This is a genomic window from Leisingera daeponensis (genome assembly GCF_019801465.1).
GTDB lineage: Bacteria > Pseudomonadota > Alphaproteobacteria > Rhodobacterales > Rhodobacteraceae > Leisingera > Leisingera daeponensis_A.
In genome coordinates this window covers 1-16,566 of the sequence record NZ_JAHVJA010000015.1, presented here as the reverse complement: position 1 = coordinate 16,566, position 16,566 = coordinate 1, and the positions used below count along the sequence as shown (strand labels likewise).

The following is a 16,566-nucleotide window of genomic DNA, read 5'->3' as shown; positions in this document are numbered from 1 at the left end:
CCTCAGCCCAGCAGCGCGCGGGTGAAGCGGGGCGAGCGGCTGTTGGGGCCCACAAAGATCGACATGAAGCCGCGCTTGATCCCCGGCTGGGACAGGGTGCAGGCGCTGCGGCCATTGCGCAGAAAGCGGATCCGGTCCGGACCTTCGCTGACCGCCAGATAGCGATCGCCGGGGGCAACGCCCTGGAAGCAGGCCTCGAACCGGGCGCGGTCCGGCGCGGCCTGGCCGAGCCGCCGCATTTCGCGCAGGGTGGTCTCGACCAGATCGGTCTGGCTCAGCTTTCGCTGGTAGGTGAGCTCAAGCGCGAAATCCTGACCCCAGTCCAGCGGTGCGCCGCCGCGGGTGAACAGCCGCGCCTGATAGACCGGGAGGCCCAACAGCCGGAAGGTCGCCGCGCCGCGCTGTTCGGCTCCCGGCAGCAGCGATTGAACCGGAGAGGCAAAGCCGACCGCCGGAACCGCCAGCAGGCAGAGGGTCAGGAGCAGCTTACGCATGGGCCAGTTCCACCTGCACAACATTGGTGTGGCCGATGGCAAAGGAGGCAGCGCAGATCTCCAGGTAGTACTGCCAGTTGCGGAAGAAGGCCTCGCCATAGCCCAGATCCATGATCCGGCGCTTTTGCGCCGCCAGACGCTCGGCCCAGATCCGGCAGGTGCGGGCATAGTCCCCGCCGAAGGCGAAACTGTCTGCCACCTGCAGCCCCGCCGACCTGGCCTGCTGCGCGATCACCTGATCGGACAGCAGCATGCCGCCGGGAAAGACATACTGGCGGATGTAATCCGAAGAAGTCCGGTAGGTCTGAAAGAAATCATCCCGCACCGTGATCGCCTGCAGCAGCACCCGGCCGCCTTCGGCCAGGCTGTCTTTCAGCTTGGCGAAATAACTGGGCCAGTAGCGCTCGCCCACCGCTTCGATCATCTCGATCGAGACGATGTTGTCGAATTTGCCGCCAATATCGCGGTAGTCGCGCAGCTGGATGTCGGCGCGCCCGTCCAGGCGGCTCTCGGCATAGCTGTGCTGGTTGCGCGAGATGGTGACGCCGGTCACGTCGCGGCCCTCGGCGCTGGCCTGCTCAGCAAAGCCGCCCCAGCCGCAGCCGATCTCCAGCACCCGCTCGCCTTCGCCCAGCCGCGACAGGATGCGGGCGATCTTGCGGGTCTGCGCCTGCGCCAGATCATCGCCCTCCGCGCCGAACAGGCCGGACGAATAGGTCATGCCGTCGTCCAGCCACAGCTGGTAAAACTCATTTCCCACATCATAATGCGCGCGGATGTTCCGGCGGGCGCCACGCTTGGAGTTGGCGCGCAGCAGCGTGTCGACGATGCGGAATTTGGCGCGGTTCAGCGGGCTGGCCTTATCATAGTTTCCCAGATGCTCGCGGTTCTGCATTGCCAGCCGCATCAGCCCCTCGACCGACGGCGTGTCCCACAGGCCCTGCACATAGGCCTCGCCCAGCCCAACCTGGCCGTGCGCCGCCATCGCCGGGACCGCGGCCCAGTCGTTGATCTGCATTTCGGCCTCGGGCCCGCGGTCGCCGAATTCATAGCGCGCGCCGTCGGGGGTGCGCAGCGTCAGGCGGCCCTCACGCAGTCGCGCGCAGGCCGTCAGGAATTGCAACTGAAGGGCTTTGTCCGTGAATGCCATGATCTGTTCCTTTGGCCGGGAAAGGGGTGAGAGAATTCATCATACGGACAATCCGCATGGCGCTGGCGATGCCGTCTTCGTGAAAGCCATGCCGGTTGTAGGCGCCGGCAAACCAGGTGCTGTTCTCGCCCTGCATCGCCCGGATCTGGCGCTGCGCCCGCAGGGCGGCCTTGTCGAAAATTGGGTGTGAGAACTCCACCCGGTCATAGATTTTCTCAGCCGGGATGGGGCGCGAGGGATTCAGGGTGACAAACAGCGGATCGCTTTCCGGGATGCTTTGCAGCCGGTTCATCCAGTAGGTGACGCCGACGCCGCCGTTTTGGCTGCGGTAGGCCCAGCTGGACCAGCAGCTGCGCCGCCTGGGCATCTGGCCTTCGTCGCAGTGCAGCACCGCCGTGTTCGGCTGGTAGCGGATCGCCCCCAGCGCCGCGGCTTCGGACGGGGTGGCATCCGCGCCCAGGACCGCCAGCGCCTGATCGGAGTGGCAGGCAAGGATGATATCGTCAAAAACCTGCGCTTCGGCGCCCTGCGCCTGCACCGAAACACCGCCCGCAGTGCGGACAACGCGCTGCACCGGGCTGGCGGTGCGGATCACGCAGCCGCGGGCAATCAGCGCGGCCTCCAGACGGTGGACGTATTCGATGCTGCCGCCCTTGACCGTCCACCACTGATGCTTGCCGGTGCCCGCCAGCAGCGCGTGGTTGCGGAAGAAGCGGACCAGCGATTGGGCCGGGAAGGCATCGACGTCGGTGACCGGGGTCGACCAGATCGCACCGCACATCGGCAGCAGGTAGTGGTTGCGGAACCAGCTGCCGAGGCCCAGCTCCGTCACCAGCTCGCCGATGGTCTTGTCGTCATCTGTGGCGGCGGCCTCGGCCCGTTTGCCGAAGCGCACGATATCGGCGACCATCTTGTGGAATTGCGGCCGCACCAGGTTGCGCTTCTGGGCCGTCAGCATGCGCAGACTGTTCAGCCCGTACTCCAGGCGGCCGTCGTCGATGCTGGCGCAAAAGCTCATCTCGCTCTTGATCACCGGCACGTCCAGCTCGCGGAACAGGCGGGTCAGGTATGGGTAGGTGGCGTAGTTGAAAACGATGAAGCCGGTATCGACCGGCTGGTCGCCGGTCTTGCCTGCCATCACGGTGCGCGCATGGCCGCCGAGACGGGGCGCGGCCTCGAACAGGGTGACGTCATGTGTGCCAGCCAGGTAATAGGCGGCGGACAGCCCGGAAATGCCGCCTCCCACGATGGCGATCTTGCGGCGTGGCCCCTGTGTTTGATCCAGCATGCGACGGCTTTCCTTGCTGTTGTTCGGACCGGATACGCCGCAGGCAGGAACGCGGATCACATTTTTCCCGATAAAACGGTGCGTGCCGGTGATCCGGGGCGAAGGTGCGCGCGTATCCGTTGCATGATCGAACATGTTGCAGCCCAGACCATTCACGCGCGCCGGGGGCGTCTGAAGAACGCTTTTCGCTACGGGGTGGATTTCATCCTGACCGACATGACCCGCGGCGCGCCGCCGCTGCTGTCGCGCAACCGCTTCAACCTGTTCTCGGTCCATGACCGCCGCCACGGCGGCCCCCGCGGCAAGGGGCGCGGCATCGCCTGGTTCCGCGCGGAGCTGGAACGGCGCGGCTTCGCGCTGGAGGGCGCAGAGCTGCTGCTGCTGACCCAGCCCAGCTTCCTGTGGTTCCACTTCAACCCTGTCAGCTTCTGGATCGCGGTCAGGGACGGCAGCCCGCGCGCCTTCATCGCCGAGGTGAACAACACTTTCGGCCACCGCCACTGCTATTTCGCGGCGCATCCCGATTTCCGTCCGATCCGGCAAAGCGAGGTGATCGAGGCGGAGAAGCTGATGCATGTCTCGCCGTTCCAGCAGGTGGCCGGGTGCTACCGCTTCAATTTCGGAATGACCGAGCACGCCTTCAACATCCGGATTTACTACACCAACGGGGCCGAGGGCGTGCTGGCCACGCTGAACGGCCTGCGCCGGCCTGCCACCGCCGGCGGGCTGGCGCGCGCCGCGCTGCGCCGACCGCTGGGCGCGGCGCGGGTGGTGGCGCTGATCTACTGGCAGGCACTGAAGCTGTGGATCAAGCGCGCGCCCTTCCTGAAAAAGCCCGCGCCGCCGGAGCCGCTGATTTCAAACAGTTCAACTTTTTCGAAAGGTTAGGCGCGTGACGCGGTTTGCAGGCAAGACCTTCTGGCTGGTCGGCGCCAGCCACGGGCTGGGCCGCGAAGTCGCCCGGCAGCTCGACCGCGAAGGGGCGCGGCTGATCCTGTCGGCGCGCTCGGCTGAAGCGCTGGAGGCGCTGGCGGCGGAACTGCGCGGGGCAAGAGCGGTGCCGGTGGACGTGACCGACATGCAGTCGGTCCGGCAGGCCGCGCAGCAGGCCGGGCCGGTGGATGGCATCATCTACAACGCAGGCACCTATGAGCCGATGCGCACTCAAGCCTGGGACAGCGCCGCGGTGCTGGCGATGAGCGACGTGAACTTCGCCGGCGCGCTGCGGGTGCTGGGGCAGGTGCTGCCCGGTTTCATCGCGGCGGGCCGGGGCGATATCACGCTGGTCGGCTCGCTGGCCGGGTACCGGGGCTTGCCTGCCTCGATCGGCTATGGCGCCAGCAAGGCGGCGCTGATCAGCCTGGCGGAAACCATGCGGCATGATCTGAAGGGCAGCGGCGTCACCGTCCGCGTGATAAACCCCGGCTTCATCAAGACCCGGCTGACAGACAAGAACAGCTTTAAGATGCCGCAACTGATGACACCGGAGGCGGCCGCCGGGCATGTGGTCGACGCCATGCGGTCGCGCCGGTTCCGGACGGATTTCCCGCGGCCGTTTTCCTATGCGATCAAGGCGTTCAGCCTGCTGCCCGATTGGCTGGTCTACCGCGGCAAGTAGGTCCGCCGCCGGGGCGACGGCCCCGGTCAGATCCGGAACAAGGGCTGCAAGAGGCGCGGCATGAAGGCTTTGAAACGCAGCGGCGCATCGGTCGCAGCCAGGCAAATGCAGGGATCGCCCGCGTCCGCAACCGGCGTGTGCTCCAGCGTCTCATCGCCGATTTCAACGTCGCCGACACCAAAGCGCCCGGTCTCGTCGCTGAAACTGCCCTGCAGCACCAGCGTCAGCTCCAACCCGTTGTGGCTGTGATCCGGCACCGCCTGTCCCCCAGGGATGTACAGCAGCCGGGCGGAACCCAGATCATCCTCGAACAGGATGTTCTGCCTGACCCCCATACCCAGTGTTTTCCAGCGCGGCGGCCGCCCCTTCAGCGACTGCATCACCGGCCCCGGATAGATGCCGCTGGCGTCATAGACCGGCTCGGGCGCTGCAGGCTCATCCAGCTGCGCCATCAGGTTCGATTTCGCGTCCTGCGACATCGCCACGGCGGCGGCCTCCTCCAGCAGCGCGCCGCCAACCGCCTGATGCGCGCCAAGCGCGGCCCGGCAGTCGCGGCACAGCGACAGGTGGCTGGCGACAACCAGGGAAAAAGCATGCGGCAGGCTGCCCGCCGCATAGGCCGCGATCATCGGGTCGGGGATGTGATGTGTGATTGCAGGCATTCAACGCAATCCTTTTAGTTCCTTGCGCAGCCGCCCAAGTCCAAGGCGGATGCGCGATTTGACTGTTCCCAGCGGCAGGCCCGTCCGGGCGCTGATCTCCTGATGGGTCAGGTCGCCGATATAGGCCTTTTCGATCATCTCCCTCTGATCCGGCTGCAAGCGGGCGATGGCCTGTTTCAGATGCAGGGTCTCCTGCTCGAGCGCCAGAACCTGGCTGGCATCGGGTTCGGTTCCGGGATCCTCTGCCAGCTCATCGGGCACCGGCCGGCGTTCCTTGCGGATGATATCGATATGGCGGTTGCGGGCGATCTGGTAGATCCAGGCCGACGCCTGCGCCTTGTGCGGATCAAACAGCGCCGCCTTGCGCCAGATGGTGAGCATGACATCCTGCACGATCTCTTCCGCCAGCGCGGGCCGCGCGCCGCAGCGGATGACAAACCCCTTCAGCCGCGGCGCCAGAAAATCAAACATGTCACCGAAGGCCTCCCGGTCCCGGTGATCGCGCACCGCCAGCAGCCAGACGGTGAGCTGTGAAAAGGTTTGGTCTTCTGACACTACTGCTCTGCCCTCAGGGGATGCCCGAAGCACAGTGTCTTCACCGGGCGGACTGTCCATGTTCAGTGTCAGCATAGTCCGGTTACGCTGCGCTGTGAAAGTTGGATCACAGGCCGGCGCAATTTTTGCCCGGCGGTTCATGCCGCCGGGCGGTCAGGGCGGCGGCAGCAGACCCGGCGGCATGCGCTTCGCGTGGTTTTCAGCCACCGCCGCGCAGGGCGGCGGTGGCCTTCTGCATCGCGAGGATCAGGGCATCGCGCCTGGCCGACAGTTCCGCCGGGGTCTGCCCCCGCGCTTCCTCGCTGACACCCTTGATCAGGGTTTCGGCGACCTCACCGTTCAGCCGGACTTGGCCAAGGTCATCCCACCAGCCGTTGAATGTATCGCTGAAATGGTCGCAGAAAGCCCGCAGGCCGCCCTCGCCGGCGCCAAGGTTGAACAGCATGGTCGGCCCCATGGCCGCCCACCGCAGCCCGGGTCCGGCCCAAACAGCCTTGTCGACATCTTCGACGCTGGCAACCCCCTCCATCACCAGGCTGATCGCCTCGCGCCAGATCGCGGCCTGCAGGCGGTTGGCGACGTGGCCGGGTTTTTCCTTGTTGACGCGGATCGTGACCTTTCCAACCGCTTGGTAGAACCGCTCGGCAGCCTCGGCAACGCCGTCCTGCGTACGGACATTGCCCATAACCTCCACCAGAGGAATGAGGTGCGGCGGATTGAAGGGATGGCCAAGCACAAACCGCGCGGGATCCTGCCAGCCGCCCTGCATCTGGCTCAATGTCAGGCCCGAAGCCGAACTGGCCACGATGGCCTCAGCATCCAGAGCCCGTTCGATTTCGGCAAAGACGGCGTGTTTGACGGGCAGGCGCTCGGGCACGTTCTCCTGCACGAAGGCAGCACCGGCCACGGCCTGCGCGGCACTGTCGTGAAAACTGAGGGCGTCAGGATTGCCGTGACCGGCCAGACCAAGCTCCGTCAATGCGGGCCAGGCCATCTCGACATAATCGCGCACCGCCTTTTCGGCGCCGGGTGCCGGGTCGAACATGGCAACGGAACGGCCGGAGGCAAGAAACAGCGCCGCCCAGCTGGCACCGATGACCCCGCCGCCCAGGCAGGCTGTATGCGCAAATTCCATCAGAACAATCCCGGATTGAGCGGGGAGGCTGCCGTCATGCCGCCGTCCACGGTGAAACATTCGCCCGACACATAGGCAGATTGATCGGAGGCCAGCCAGGCCGCCATGTTGGCGATATCCTCCGGCTGGCCGAAGCGGCCCACCGGATGGCGGGCCAGCGCGTCCGCCATCGCCTTGTCCGGGTCATCTGCCAGGGCAAACGCCTCGTCGGCCATCGCTGTCATGATCCAGCCGGGGCGGATCGCGTTGCAGCGCACTTTGGGGCCGTGGTCAACGGCGATCGAACGGGTCAGCCCGTGCACCCAGGCCTTGGAAGCATTGTAGAGCGCCATCGAGGGATCCGCGGCCATGCCCGAAATCGAGCCGATGTTGATGATGTTGCCGCCGTGCCCGCACATGTCCGGCAGCACGGCGCGGCACATGTTGAACACACCGCGGCAATTGACGTTCATCACCAGGTCCCAATCGTCGTCGCTGCTGCCTGCGACGGTCTTTTCCACCTGCACGCCCGCATTGTTGACCAGATGCGTGACCGGGCCGAACGCGTGTTTTGCCGCCGACAGCAGCCGGGCCGCATCCTGCGGGCTGGAGACATCGGCGGTTTCCCAGACCACCGCGTCCGGCAGATCCTCGGGACGCGCCCCGCGGCCGCAGGTGACGACACTGGCCCCATCGGCCAGAAAGCGGTCGACAATCGCGCGGCCGATGCCGCGGCTGCCGCCGGTGATGATAACTGTATGCTGGCTCATGGTTCCCTATCCGTGTGCAATCATGACGTGGCGGACGGCGGTATAGGCATCCAGCGCATAGACGCTCATGTCGCAGCCGGTGCCGGAGGATTTCATCGCCGCCCAGGGCATTTCCGGCGTCGCAACGCCGTGGGTGTTGACCCAGGTGAATCCGTAGCGCAGCTGCGCGGACATCCGCATCGCCCGCCCTGTGTCCCGCGTCCAGACCGAAGAGGCAAGGCCGAACCGCCCGCCATTGGCCACCTGCAGCGCCTCTTCCTCGCCGCTGAAGCGCGAGATGGTGACCACGGGACCGAAAATTTCCGTCGTGGCGGCCTCGGCGCTATGGTCCACATTGGCCAGCACCGTGGGCGCATAGAAAAACCCCGGCCCGTCGATCGCGGCGCCGCCGGCGACCACCTCGCAAGACGCGCGGGCGCGGTCGACAAACCCCGCCACCGTGTCGCGCTGCCCGGCTGAGATGACAGGCCCCATCTCGGTGCCTTCATCCTTGGGCGCGCCGGTCCTGATCCGGCTCACCTGCTCGGCAATGGCCGCTACAACCTTGTCGAAAATCTTGTCCGCAACCATGATCCGGCAGGGCTGGGCGCAGTCCTGCCCGGCGTTGAAGAACGACCCGTAGCGCACGGTCTCCGCCACCGCCTCGATGTCGGCATCCTCGAACACGATCACCGGCGCCTTGCCGCCCAGTTCCAGATGCACATGGCGGATCTGGCGGGCGGCGGCCTTCATTGCCTCGGCCCCCGTGGCATTCGACCCGGTGATCGAGATCGCCTCGGTGCGCGGGTCGTTGATCATCAGGCTGCCGATCCCGCGGCCGGTGCCATGCAGCACGTTGACCACGCCCTTCGGCACCACTTCCGCAATCAGCTCCGCCGCGCGCAGGGTCGACAGCGGCGTCAGCTGCGAGGGTTTCAGCGTCACCGGGCAGCCCGCCGCCAGCGGGGCCGCCAGTTTCCACGCCGCCATCATCAGCGGGTAGTTCCAGGGCGCAATCGCTGCCACCGGGCCGATAGGGTCCTTTCGGATCATGCTGGTGTGGCCCTCGGCATATTCGCCTGCCGCCACCCCGGACATGGTGCGCGCGGCCCCCGCGAAAAAGCGGAATGTGTCCAAGGTCAGCGGGGTTTCGTCCTCCAGTGCCGAGGGCCAGGGCTTGCCCGCATCCAGGCTCTCCAGCTCCGCCAGTTCGGTGATGTTCTGCGCCAGCACATCGGCGATGTTTCCCAGAAGTTCGGCCCGCGCGGCGGGGCTGGTGCGGCCAAAGGTCTGGAACGCTTCATGCGCGGCCGCGGCCGCCGCCCCGGCCTGCTCTGCCGAAGCCGGGCGGATGGCGCAGATCTCCTCTCCGGTTGCGGGATCGACAACCGCAATAGGCTGGCCTTCGCCTTCCACCATCTCGCCGTCGATCAGCATTTTTGTCTGCATGTTTCCCTCCCTGTCAGAACGCGACCTGATTGCCGCCCTTCAGCCCCAGGCGCGCGCGCCTCCGCCGGGGTGGCGACTGCCAGGCCGAGGTTTTCGATGATGCTGCGGATCTTTCTGACCTGCTGCGCGCTGGACACGGCCTTTTCGCCCGGCCCGATATACAGGCTGTCCTCCATCCCGACGCGGACATTGCCGCCCAGCAGCGCGCTTTGGGTGGTGAAGGGCATCTGGTGGCGCCCGGCCGCCAGAACCGACCATTCGTAATCGTCGCCGAACAGCTTGCTGGCGATGGTGTGCATGTGCATCAGGTTGTCGAGATCGGCGCCGACCCCGCCCAGGATGCCGAACACCATCTGCACAAAGACCGGCCCCTCGATCCAGCCCTGATCCCGGATCCAGGCGAGGTTGTAGAGGTGGCCGAGGTCGTAGCACTCGAACTCGAACCTTTTGCCGTGACCCTGGCCCAGTTCCTTGAGGCAGTATTCGATGTCGGCAAAGGTGTTGCGGAAGATAAAGTCCCGCGTCATCTCCAGGAACTCCGGCTCCCAGGCGTGTTTCCAGTTGGAATACTTGTCCTTCATCGGGCAGATGCCGAAATTCATCGAGCCGATGTTCATGCTAGCCATCTCCGGGCTGGTCCTGACCGCCGCGCGCAGCCGTTCCTCCCGGCTCATCCCCAGCCCGCCGCCGGTGGAGACATTGATCACCGCATCCGAGGCCTGTTTGATGCGCGGCAGGAATTCCATGAACAGCTCCGGACGCGGATCGGGGCGGCCGTCCTCCGGGTTGCGGGCGTGCAGATGGATGATCGAGGCGCCGGCCTCTGCCGCGCCGATGCTGGCGGCGGCGATCTCGTCCGGGGCGACCGGCAGATGCTCCGACATGGTCGGCGTGTGGATGCCGCCGGTGGGGGCGCAGGTGATGATGACGGATTTCTGCTTGGCCATGACTGCCTCCTCAGAGCTTCATCTGCTGCACCTGGGCCGACAGGCCGCCGTCCAGCACCCACAGCTGGCCGCTGGCATAGCGCGCCTCGTCGGAAGCCAGCCAGTTGACCAGATTGGCGATGTCCTCGGGCGTGCCGTAGGTGCGCATCGGATGCACGTCGCGCACCGCCTGCTGCAGCTGATCAATGGTCTTGCCGCCGCCGCCCGAGCCCTCGCCGGTGAAAAAGCTCTGCAGCATCGGCGTATCGATATAGCCGGGGCAGACCGCGTTCACGCGGATGCCTTCGGGGCCGTGGTCGCAGGCCATCGCACGGGTCAGCGCATGCACCGCACCCTTGGTCGCGCAATAGGCGGCAAGGCCGGGATCGGCGATGAACCCGTCATAACTGCCGAAGTTGATGATGCTGGCCGGGCTGCCAGAGGCCGCCGCCGCCCGCAGCAGCGGCAGCGCGTGTTTCGAGGTCAGGAAGGTGCCGGTGCAATTGACCGCAAAACTGCGGTTCCATTCCTCCAGCGTGGTGTCCTCGATGGTCTTTTCGATCTCGATCCCCGCCGCATTGACCAGAATATCGAGCTTGCCGCGCTCCTCCTGCACCCGCGCCATCGCCGCCTGAACCGCAGTCTCGTCGGCGACGTTCATCTGCACGAAACGGCTGCCGTCATCGTCATGCGCCGCGAGCGAGCCCCCGGGCGTCAGATCGGCGGCATAGACGGCGGCGCCTTCGCGCAGGAAGCGTGCCGCGATGGCGCGGCCGATGCCGCCGCGCCCGCCGGTGACCAGAGCGGTCTTGCCTTCAAGTTTCATATCACTGGCCTTCCTTCAGAGGCGGGAACCGGTAACGGCCTGCGGCCTCGGTCCAATCCATGTGGTTGCGGACATACTGCTGGCTGGCGTCCGATGGCGGGTTGTAGTCCCAATGCTCCCCCGCCCCGGCCTCCATCGCCGCATGCAGCGCGCGGCGGGATTTCTGGGTGGTCATCACGTCGCGGCGCAGCGCGGCGCTGTCCCAGCGCGCGGCGGCCTCGGCGGCAAACCCTGCAACTGCATCGGCATAGGCGGGATCGGCCGCCAGGTTCACCCGCTCCTGCGGGTCCCTTGCCAGATCGAAAAGCTGCGGCGGATCAACGTCGCAGTGGATGTATTTCAGCGCCCCGCGGCGGATCATGAACACCGGCCAGGGGGTCATTTCGGCGCAGTATTCGCCGATTGCCAGATCGGTTTCATCCGTGCCGCCGCGCGCCAGCGGCATCAGGCTGCGCCCGTCGACAGGTTCACCCAGGAGCGAGCTGCCGCCGCCGGCTATGTCCAGGAACGTGGGGAGCATGTCGACCAGCGAACAGGCATTGGACGCGCTGCCCTGCGCCACCCCCGGCCCGGCCATGATCAGCGGCACCCGGGCGGAATGCTCGAAGAAGTTCATCTTGTACCACAGCCCGCGCTCGCCCAGCATGTCGCCGTGGTCTGCGGTGACGATGACAATGGTGTTGTCCAGCGCGCCGATATCCTCCAGCGTCTTCACCATCTGGCCGGCCTTGCTGTCGAAATAGCTGACATTGGCCAGATAGGCGCGGCGGGCGCGGCGGACTTCCTCCTCGCTCAGCGGCACAGAACTGGCCTCGATCCCGTCCATCACCCGGCGCGAAAACGGGTCCTGCTCATCTGCCGCCAGCACGAAGCCCGGCATATCGATTTCATCGTCGGAATAGAGATCCCACCATTCCGGCTGCGCCACATAGGGGTCATGCGGGTGGATGAAGCTCGCGACCATGCAGAACGGCGCGTCATCCCCGTGGGCGCGGGCCCGGCCCCGGTCGATCAGCCAACGGCGGGCGGCAAAGCCAACCTCGTCGTCGTAGTCGGTCTGGAAGGTGGCCACCGCGACACCGCTTTCCTTTACCGTCTGCATGTTGTGGTACCATTTGCCGATGCGCTCGTCCGGCGCCTCCCAATCCGGCGTCCAGGCGAAATCCGAAGGGTAGATGTCGGTGGTCACCCGGTCCTCGAACCCGTGTTTCTGGTCGGGGCCGACAAAGTGCATCTTGCCCGACAGGCAGGTGCGGTATCCCAGCGCCTTGAGGTAATGGGCGAAGGTCGGCACCGTGGCGCGGAATTCGGACGCGTTGTCATAGGCGGCGATGCGGCTGATCAGCTGCCCTGACATGAAGGCGAACCGCGAGGGCGCGCACAGCGGCGAGTTGCAGTAGGCGGCGTCAAACCGCATCCCGCGCGCCGCCAGCGCGTCGATGTGCGGGGTCTTGGCAATGGGATGGCCATAAGCACCGCAGAACTGCGGCGCGAGCTGGTCCGCCATGATCACCACGATATTGGGGCGTGTCGGCATTGTTGTCCTCCCTGACAGGCCGGCGTCTTTGTCTTTGCGCATGGAACCCGCCGCCCCGGGGCGGAGGTTCAAAAGACATCGGCTTGCGGCCGGCAGTGACCGGGCAGAGGCTGGCGCTCATTCCGCGGCGCGGGCGTAGGCGTCCAGCACCAGCCCGTGGAAGTGATGCACCGCATGTTCCGATTTCCCGGAGCCGTCGGGGTCATTCACGATCCGTCCTTGGGTGAAAGCCGGGGTGTTCATGCCGCGCTGGACGCTCTCCACCAGGTTGATGTCCTCGACCTGCAGGACCTCGTCCAGGTAGCGGATCGCCTCTTTCTCGGCCTCGTTGGGAGTTTTCTCCTCCAGAAAGAAGTCATAGGTTTCCAGCGTCCGGTCCGGTCCTGCCGGAATGATGTTGAGGATGATCATCGACGACCGGCCGGGGTAGCGCATGATGCAGGTGTTCGGCCACAGCCACCACACCGCATGGGTTTTCACCGTGGCGTTGGAGACGTCATAGGCGCTGTTGGGGCTGTTGCCTGCATCCGCCATGTGGCTGGAATAGATCCCGTGCGTGGTCACCTTGTAGGTGTCCATGTCCACCAGCTCGCAGAAATCCTTGTGCGCGGTCGGGCAGTGATAGCACTCCAGGAAATTGTCGACCACGTTCTTCCAGTTCGACTTGATGTCGTAGGTCAGCCGGTGGGCGTGGGTCAGCCTCTCGATATCCGGCGCCCAGTGCTTGATTTCCATCTCCAGATCGCCGGTAGTTTCCTTCAGCGGCGCCGCCTCGGGATCCAGGTTCACATAGATGAAGCCGCAGAACTCCTCGACCTGCACCTGGTCCAGGCAGATGTCCCCGGTGCGGAAATTCTCCAGCGTCTCGGTATGCGGCGCGCGCACCAGCCTGCCGTCCAGCTTGTAGACCCAGGCATGATAGGGGCACATGATGCGGGTGGTGGTGCCCTCGCCGCTCAGCAGTTCATGCGCGCGGTGCTTGCACACGTTGTAGAAGGCCCGCAGCCTGCCGCCGTCGCGGTCGCGCACGATGGCGACGGGATGGCCCGCGATATCGATGGTCACATAGGATCCCGGCTCTCGCAGCTTTTCCACATGGCAGACCCACTGCCAGGTTTTCGCGATGACCGCCTGCAGATCGACATTGTGCCAGGCCGGGGCCACATAGGCGTCCTTGTGCAGCGACAGCGAGCGCGCGGCGCTGCTTTTGTCATAGCCTTGGGCGATTTGCTGAAACTGTTTTGCCGAGGGCAGTTCCGTCATGGCGAACCTCACATGGGTAGATGCTGCGGCCGGCAGATGCCCCGCCGGCCTCACGCAAGGATCGCGCCAGTTCTGCCCAAATACCTGACACAGCTGGCCGCCCGTTTAACCTGACTGGACCATTTCCTCAGCCGCTGTCTGTTTTCCGGTGCATCGGCCAGGCACGGAACTCGAACGGGATGCGCCCTTCGATTCTGTCCTTGATAGGGGGCAGGCCGAACCGGGCCTTGTAGGCGCGGCTGAAATGCACCTGGCTGGAAAACCCGGACGCAAAGGCGATTTCCGCCATCGACAGGGATGTCTGTGTCACCAGGCCGCGGGCCCGGTCCAGACGGATGTCGCGGTAGTAAAGCGCAGGAGTCTTGTTGAGGTAGCGGGCGAACAGGCGGTCCAGCTGGCGGTGGGAAACCTCCGCATGCGTGCAGACCTCCGAAATCGGCAGCGGGTCCTCCAGGTTGTCTTCCATTGCCTTGATGGCCCTGCGGACCGGGGCCGGAACGGTTATCCCCAAGGGTTCGGACTCCTGGGGGTTCTGCGATGTCCCCCGTTCACGCAAAGCCGGAAAGAATATGTAGCGCGCGGCGGCATTTGCCATGGCGCTGCCATGTGTGCCCTGGATGATGTGGAGCGCAAAATCGACCGCTGCCACGCCGCCGCAGCAGCTGATCCGGTTCCCGTCGAAGACATAAAGATTCTCGCTCAGCTCCGTATCCGGGTAGAGCTCCTGAAACGCGTCCATATGCTCGTAATGCACCGTCGCGCGCCGCCCCTTCAGCAAGCCTGCCTGCGCCACCACAAAGGCGCCGGTATCGATTGCCCCGATCGTGGCGTTGCGGCGGGCCGCATGCCGCAATGCCGATTGGATTGCGGCAGAACTGTAGGCCTCGGGCGTCCAGCTGGACGACACGATCAGAAAATCCGCGTCTTCCGCGGCGGCGTCCTTCAGCGGCCGGGTCAGGATGCTGAAACCGTTTGATGACAGGCACTCGCCGCCGTTTTCGGACACAAATTCCCAACGGAAGCGGGTGACCCCTTCAAGGTAATTCACAGCCCTGAACGGATCCGCGAACCCCATAGTTGCGGACATGTTGAAGTTTGGGGTGACAATGATCCGGAACAGAAGCGGGCGGTGAAAATCGGTCATGTTATGTCCAATTCAGTAAAACACACGTCCATTGTTGTGTCAGTATTCCTCCTTTGCTGCTACACTCAAAAAATAACGCTATCCGAAGGGCATCCAATGGAAGAACCCGGGCAATTACAGGGATTGGCCGACCGTCTCCACGACCGTTTTAAGGTTGCAGCGGGTTCCTCTGCCGGGCGCCTTGAATGAGCTCCCAGCCCCATCAGTAGCAAATGCATCCGTAGGAATTTTGGCGTCCACAAAGCAACAGAAATGGCGACAACGCCAGCAAGCTGCGGGTGTTATGGCACCGCAGCCAGACCGCCAGTGACCTGCCCTGCGGCTGCACCCCGGCCTTTCGCCGCACTACCGCGAGATGGTCGAGGATCTCGCCCTTTCTCTGAACGCGCCGGAGGTGAAGCGGAAAGCTACAGCAGCGCTGCGGGCACTGATTTCGCAGGTGCGGGTTGTTCCGGATGCTGAGGCGCCCGGCGGCCACCAGCTTGAGCTTATTGGGGAATTAGCCGGGATCATGGCTTTGGCGAGCCCTGAAGCGACGAAGCCCCCGCTGTTTGCGGAGGCTTGGTCGGAAACGTTGGTTGCGGGAGCAGGATTTGGACCCTGTTTCATCCAAGCCGTATAACACGCGGGGGAAAGCCCATCCGGTTCTCCGAAGGCCCCAACGACCCCACTCAAAGCGGATGATCGCTGCGGGCGCTGCTTTTGGACTACCGAGCGGCAGCTATGCGCAGAAAGCGCCCGTTGCAAACTCGACCGTTTGAGGCAGCCAGCTGAGGTTTTCTGCTGCAGCGCAGCCCGCCGTTTCTTCCGTTCGCTGCGACTGCGAGGTTTTGGAGCCGGTGATTGCACACAGCGCCGGGCAAACCCGCGTTTTGCTCTTGCAGCGATTGCTTGCGCAGAAATCCCTGCGCTCCCGCAGCGCAAGACTTCCGGCTGCGCGGCAAATTTCCTGCTTGCGGTCATTCGGGTCGGCGGAAATCGGCGGAGCGTAAACCGCCCTTTCGCTGCAGCCAGATCAGACAACCGAGACGCGGACCTACTCGCAGCTCTTTTTGGTGTGGAACATCCGAACATGAGGCGGGTCTGCTCTGGGGGAATTGGTTCTCGTAGCGGCTCTGGCCATGTGCAATCAGGACAAGCGGTACCGCGCATCGCACGGTGCAGCTACTTAGAGGCGCACGTTGGTAGAGTTGGTAGATGCTGCAGCAGTCGGTGCTATAGGCTCAGAGCCTGGTTTCGTCGCTTGCAGCACAAAAGTTGGTTTCTGGTAAGCAAACGTCGGCACAGCGACCGAGACAGTCGAAGAATCAAGCTCTGCCTGTGACCGGTTCTTTGCCGCCCACACCGGAAGTGCTGAATTTTTGGAGCGTTTCCATGCAGCGTGCCAAAGCGCTGCACCGCCGAAATTCTCCAACAGTGTGACAGAAGGAAATGCTTACGCAGAAACCGTTCACGCGCGCTGCCGTAAATTTCAGCGGTTCTCCTAGAGGGGCAAGTCACAAGTCCCCGGCCGCCCGACCGGCCAAATCCGGTGCCGCATACCCACAATGTACCAAATCACAGACATTGGTGACGCAATGCTCGAAGCTGTCGCCTGCTTTCAGGCGGAAAAGGGCAAACTCATCCTTCTGGTGGATTTGTGCGACACCGCCACCTCTTCCCCAGAAACGTTGCCAACCTTCAGCGCTCATGGAACGCGCGCTGGATCGGGTCAGCAATGGGCGACACGATATAGTCCAGCACGGACCGGACATCCGTGCGTATGGAAGCATCAACTTCCATTCCCGCAGT

General features: G+C 64.6%; 16 protein-coding genes and 1 pseudogene. 3 read left to right on the top strand and 14 right to left on the bottom strand.

The features are described 5' to 3' along the window. Nucleotides 1–2: 2 nt before the first annotated feature. Genes KUV26_RS20910 through KUV26_RS20900 form a run of 3 tightly spaced genes read right to left on the bottom strand, consistent with a single transcriptional unit; the run spans nt 3 to nt 2,932 of the window. Complete coding sequence (locus KUV26_RS20910; protein WP_222509849.1) at nt 3–494, bottom strand: hypothetical protein; 492 nt, start codon at nt 492–494, stop codon at nt 3–5. After that, the gene (locus KUV26_RS20905) at nt 487–1,644 is read right to left on the bottom strand and encodes an SAM-dependent methyltransferase (RefSeq protein ID WP_222509848.1); all 1,158 of its coding nucleotides are present in this window, start codon (nt 1,642–1,644) and stop codon (nt 487–489) included. Before KUV26_RS20905 ends, KUV26_RS20910 begins: the two co-directional genes overlap by 8 nt. After that, on the bottom strand, nt 1,583–2,932 hold the full coding sequence (locus KUV26_RS20900) for an NAD(P)/FAD-dependent oxidoreductase (protein ID WP_222509847.1): 1,350 nt from the start codon (nt 2,930–2,932) through the stop codon (nt 1,583–1,585). The genes KUV26_RS20905 and KUV26_RS20900 overlap by 62 nt, the downstream gene beginning before the upstream one ends. 123 nt (nt 2,933–3,055) lie before the next feature. On the opposite strand from KUV26_RS20900, the gene KUV26_RS20895 reads away from it, so the two are divergent. Both KUV26_RS20895 and KUV26_RS20890 read left to right on the top strand, forming a co-directional pair. Then, the gene (locus tag KUV26_RS20895; RefSeq protein ID WP_222509846.1) at nt 3,056–3,820 is read left to right on the top strand and encodes a DUF1365 domain-containing protein; all 765 of its coding nucleotides are present in this window, start codon (nt 3,056–3,058) and stop codon (nt 3,818–3,820) included. A 4-nt stretch (nt 3,821–3,824) separates the two neighbouring features. Then, nucleotides 3,825–4,550 carry an SDR family NAD(P)-dependent oxidoreductase gene (locus tag KUV26_RS20890; RefSeq protein WP_222509845.1) on the top strand — a complete coding sequence of 242 codons (726 nt, stop codon included), beginning with the start codon at nt 3,825–3,827 and terminating at the stop codon, nt 4,548–4,550. Nucleotides 4,551–4,576: 26 nt separating this feature from the next. On the opposite strand, the gene KUV26_RS20885 is transcribed toward KUV26_RS20890, so the two are convergent. The 10 genes and pseudogenes from KUV26_RS20885 to KUV26_RS20840 all read right to left on the bottom strand — a co-directional run bounded on the left by KUV26_RS20885 (nt 4,577) and on the right by KUV26_RS20840 (nt 14,775). Beyond that, nucleotides 4,577–5,212 (bottom strand): ChrR family anti-sigma-E factor, encoded by a 636-nt coding sequence (locus tag KUV26_RS20885; RefSeq protein WP_222506046.1) that lies wholly within the window; start codon nt 5,210–5,212, stop codon nt 4,577–4,579. Further along, nucleotides 5,213–5,767 carry a sigma-70 family RNA polymerase sigma factor gene (locus tag KUV26_RS20880; RefSeq protein WP_315900158.1) on the bottom strand — a complete coding sequence of 185 codons (555 nt, stop codon included), beginning with the start codon at nt 5,765–5,767 and terminating at the stop codon, nt 5,213–5,215. It lies immediately after the preceding gene. Between the two features lie 199 nt (nt 5,768–5,966). After that, nucleotides 5,967–6,902 carry a 3-hydroxyacyl-CoA dehydrogenase NAD-binding domain-containing protein gene (locus KUV26_RS20875; RefSeq protein ID WP_222509844.1) on the bottom strand — a complete coding sequence of 312 codons (936 nt, stop codon included), beginning with the start codon at nt 6,900–6,902 and terminating at the stop codon, nt 5,967–5,969. Then, nucleotides 6,902–7,651, bottom strand: coding sequence for an SDR family NAD(P)-dependent oxidoreductase (locus KUV26_RS20870; protein ID WP_222509843.1), 750 nt, complete (start codon nt 7,649–7,651; stop codon nt 6,902–6,904). The genes KUV26_RS20875 and KUV26_RS20870 overlap by 1 nt, the downstream gene beginning before the upstream one ends. A 6-nt stretch (nt 7,652–7,657) precedes the next feature. Beyond that, nucleotides 7,658–9,079, bottom strand: coding sequence for an aminobutyraldehyde dehydrogenase (locus KUV26_RS20865; protein WP_222509842.1), 1,422 nt, complete (start codon nt 9,077–9,079; stop codon nt 7,658–7,660). A 13-nt stretch (nt 9,080–9,092) separates the two neighbouring features. Next, nucleotides 9,093–10,026 (bottom strand): annotated as a pseudogene (locus KUV26_RS20860) (3-keto-5-aminohexanoate cleavage protein). Nucleotides 10,027–10,036: 10 nt separating this feature from the next. After that, on the bottom strand, nt 10,037–10,831 hold the full coding sequence (locus KUV26_RS20855) for an SDR family NAD(P)-dependent oxidoreductase (protein ID WP_222509841.1): 795 nt from the start codon (nt 10,829–10,831) through the stop codon (nt 10,037–10,039). A 1-nt stretch (nt 10,832) separates the two neighbouring features. Further along, on the bottom strand, nt 10,833–12,368 hold the full coding sequence (gene betC / locus KUV26_RS20850; RefSeq protein ID WP_222509840.1) for a choline-sulfatase: 1,536 nt from the start codon (nt 12,366–12,368) through the stop codon (nt 10,833–10,835). A gap of 117 nt (nt 12,369–12,485) precedes the next feature. After that, the gene (locus KUV26_RS20845; RefSeq protein WP_222509839.1) at nt 12,486–13,631 is read right to left on the bottom strand and encodes an aromatic ring-hydroxylating oxygenase subunit alpha; all 1,146 of its coding nucleotides are present in this window, start codon (nt 13,629–13,631) and stop codon (nt 12,486–12,488) included. A 127-nt stretch (nt 13,632–13,758) separates the two neighbouring features. Further along, nucleotides 13,759–14,775: a GlxA family transcriptional regulator gene (locus KUV26_RS20840; protein WP_222509838.1), complete on the bottom strand. Its 1,017-nt coding sequence runs from the start codon at nt 14,773–14,775 to the stop codon at nt 13,759–13,761. Nucleotides 14,776–15,130: 355 nt separating this feature from the next. Here KUV26_RS20840 and KUV26_RS20835 point away from each other — a divergent pair, with 355 nt between their 5' ends. Continuing rightward, nucleotides 15,131–15,397 carry a hypothetical protein gene (locus tag KUV26_RS20835; protein ID WP_222509837.1) on the top strand — a complete coding sequence of 89 codons (267 nt, stop codon included), beginning with the start codon at nt 15,131–15,133 and terminating at the stop codon, nt 15,395–15,397. Nucleotides 15,398–16,271: 874 nt separating this feature from the next. Here KUV26_RS20835 and KUV26_RS20830 read toward each other — a convergent pair. Next, entirely contained in the window at nt 16,272–16,466 is a 195-nt protein-coding gene (locus tag KUV26_RS20830; protein WP_222509836.1) for a hypothetical protein, read from the bottom strand. Between the last annotated feature and the right edge of the window lie 100 nt (nt 16,467–16,566).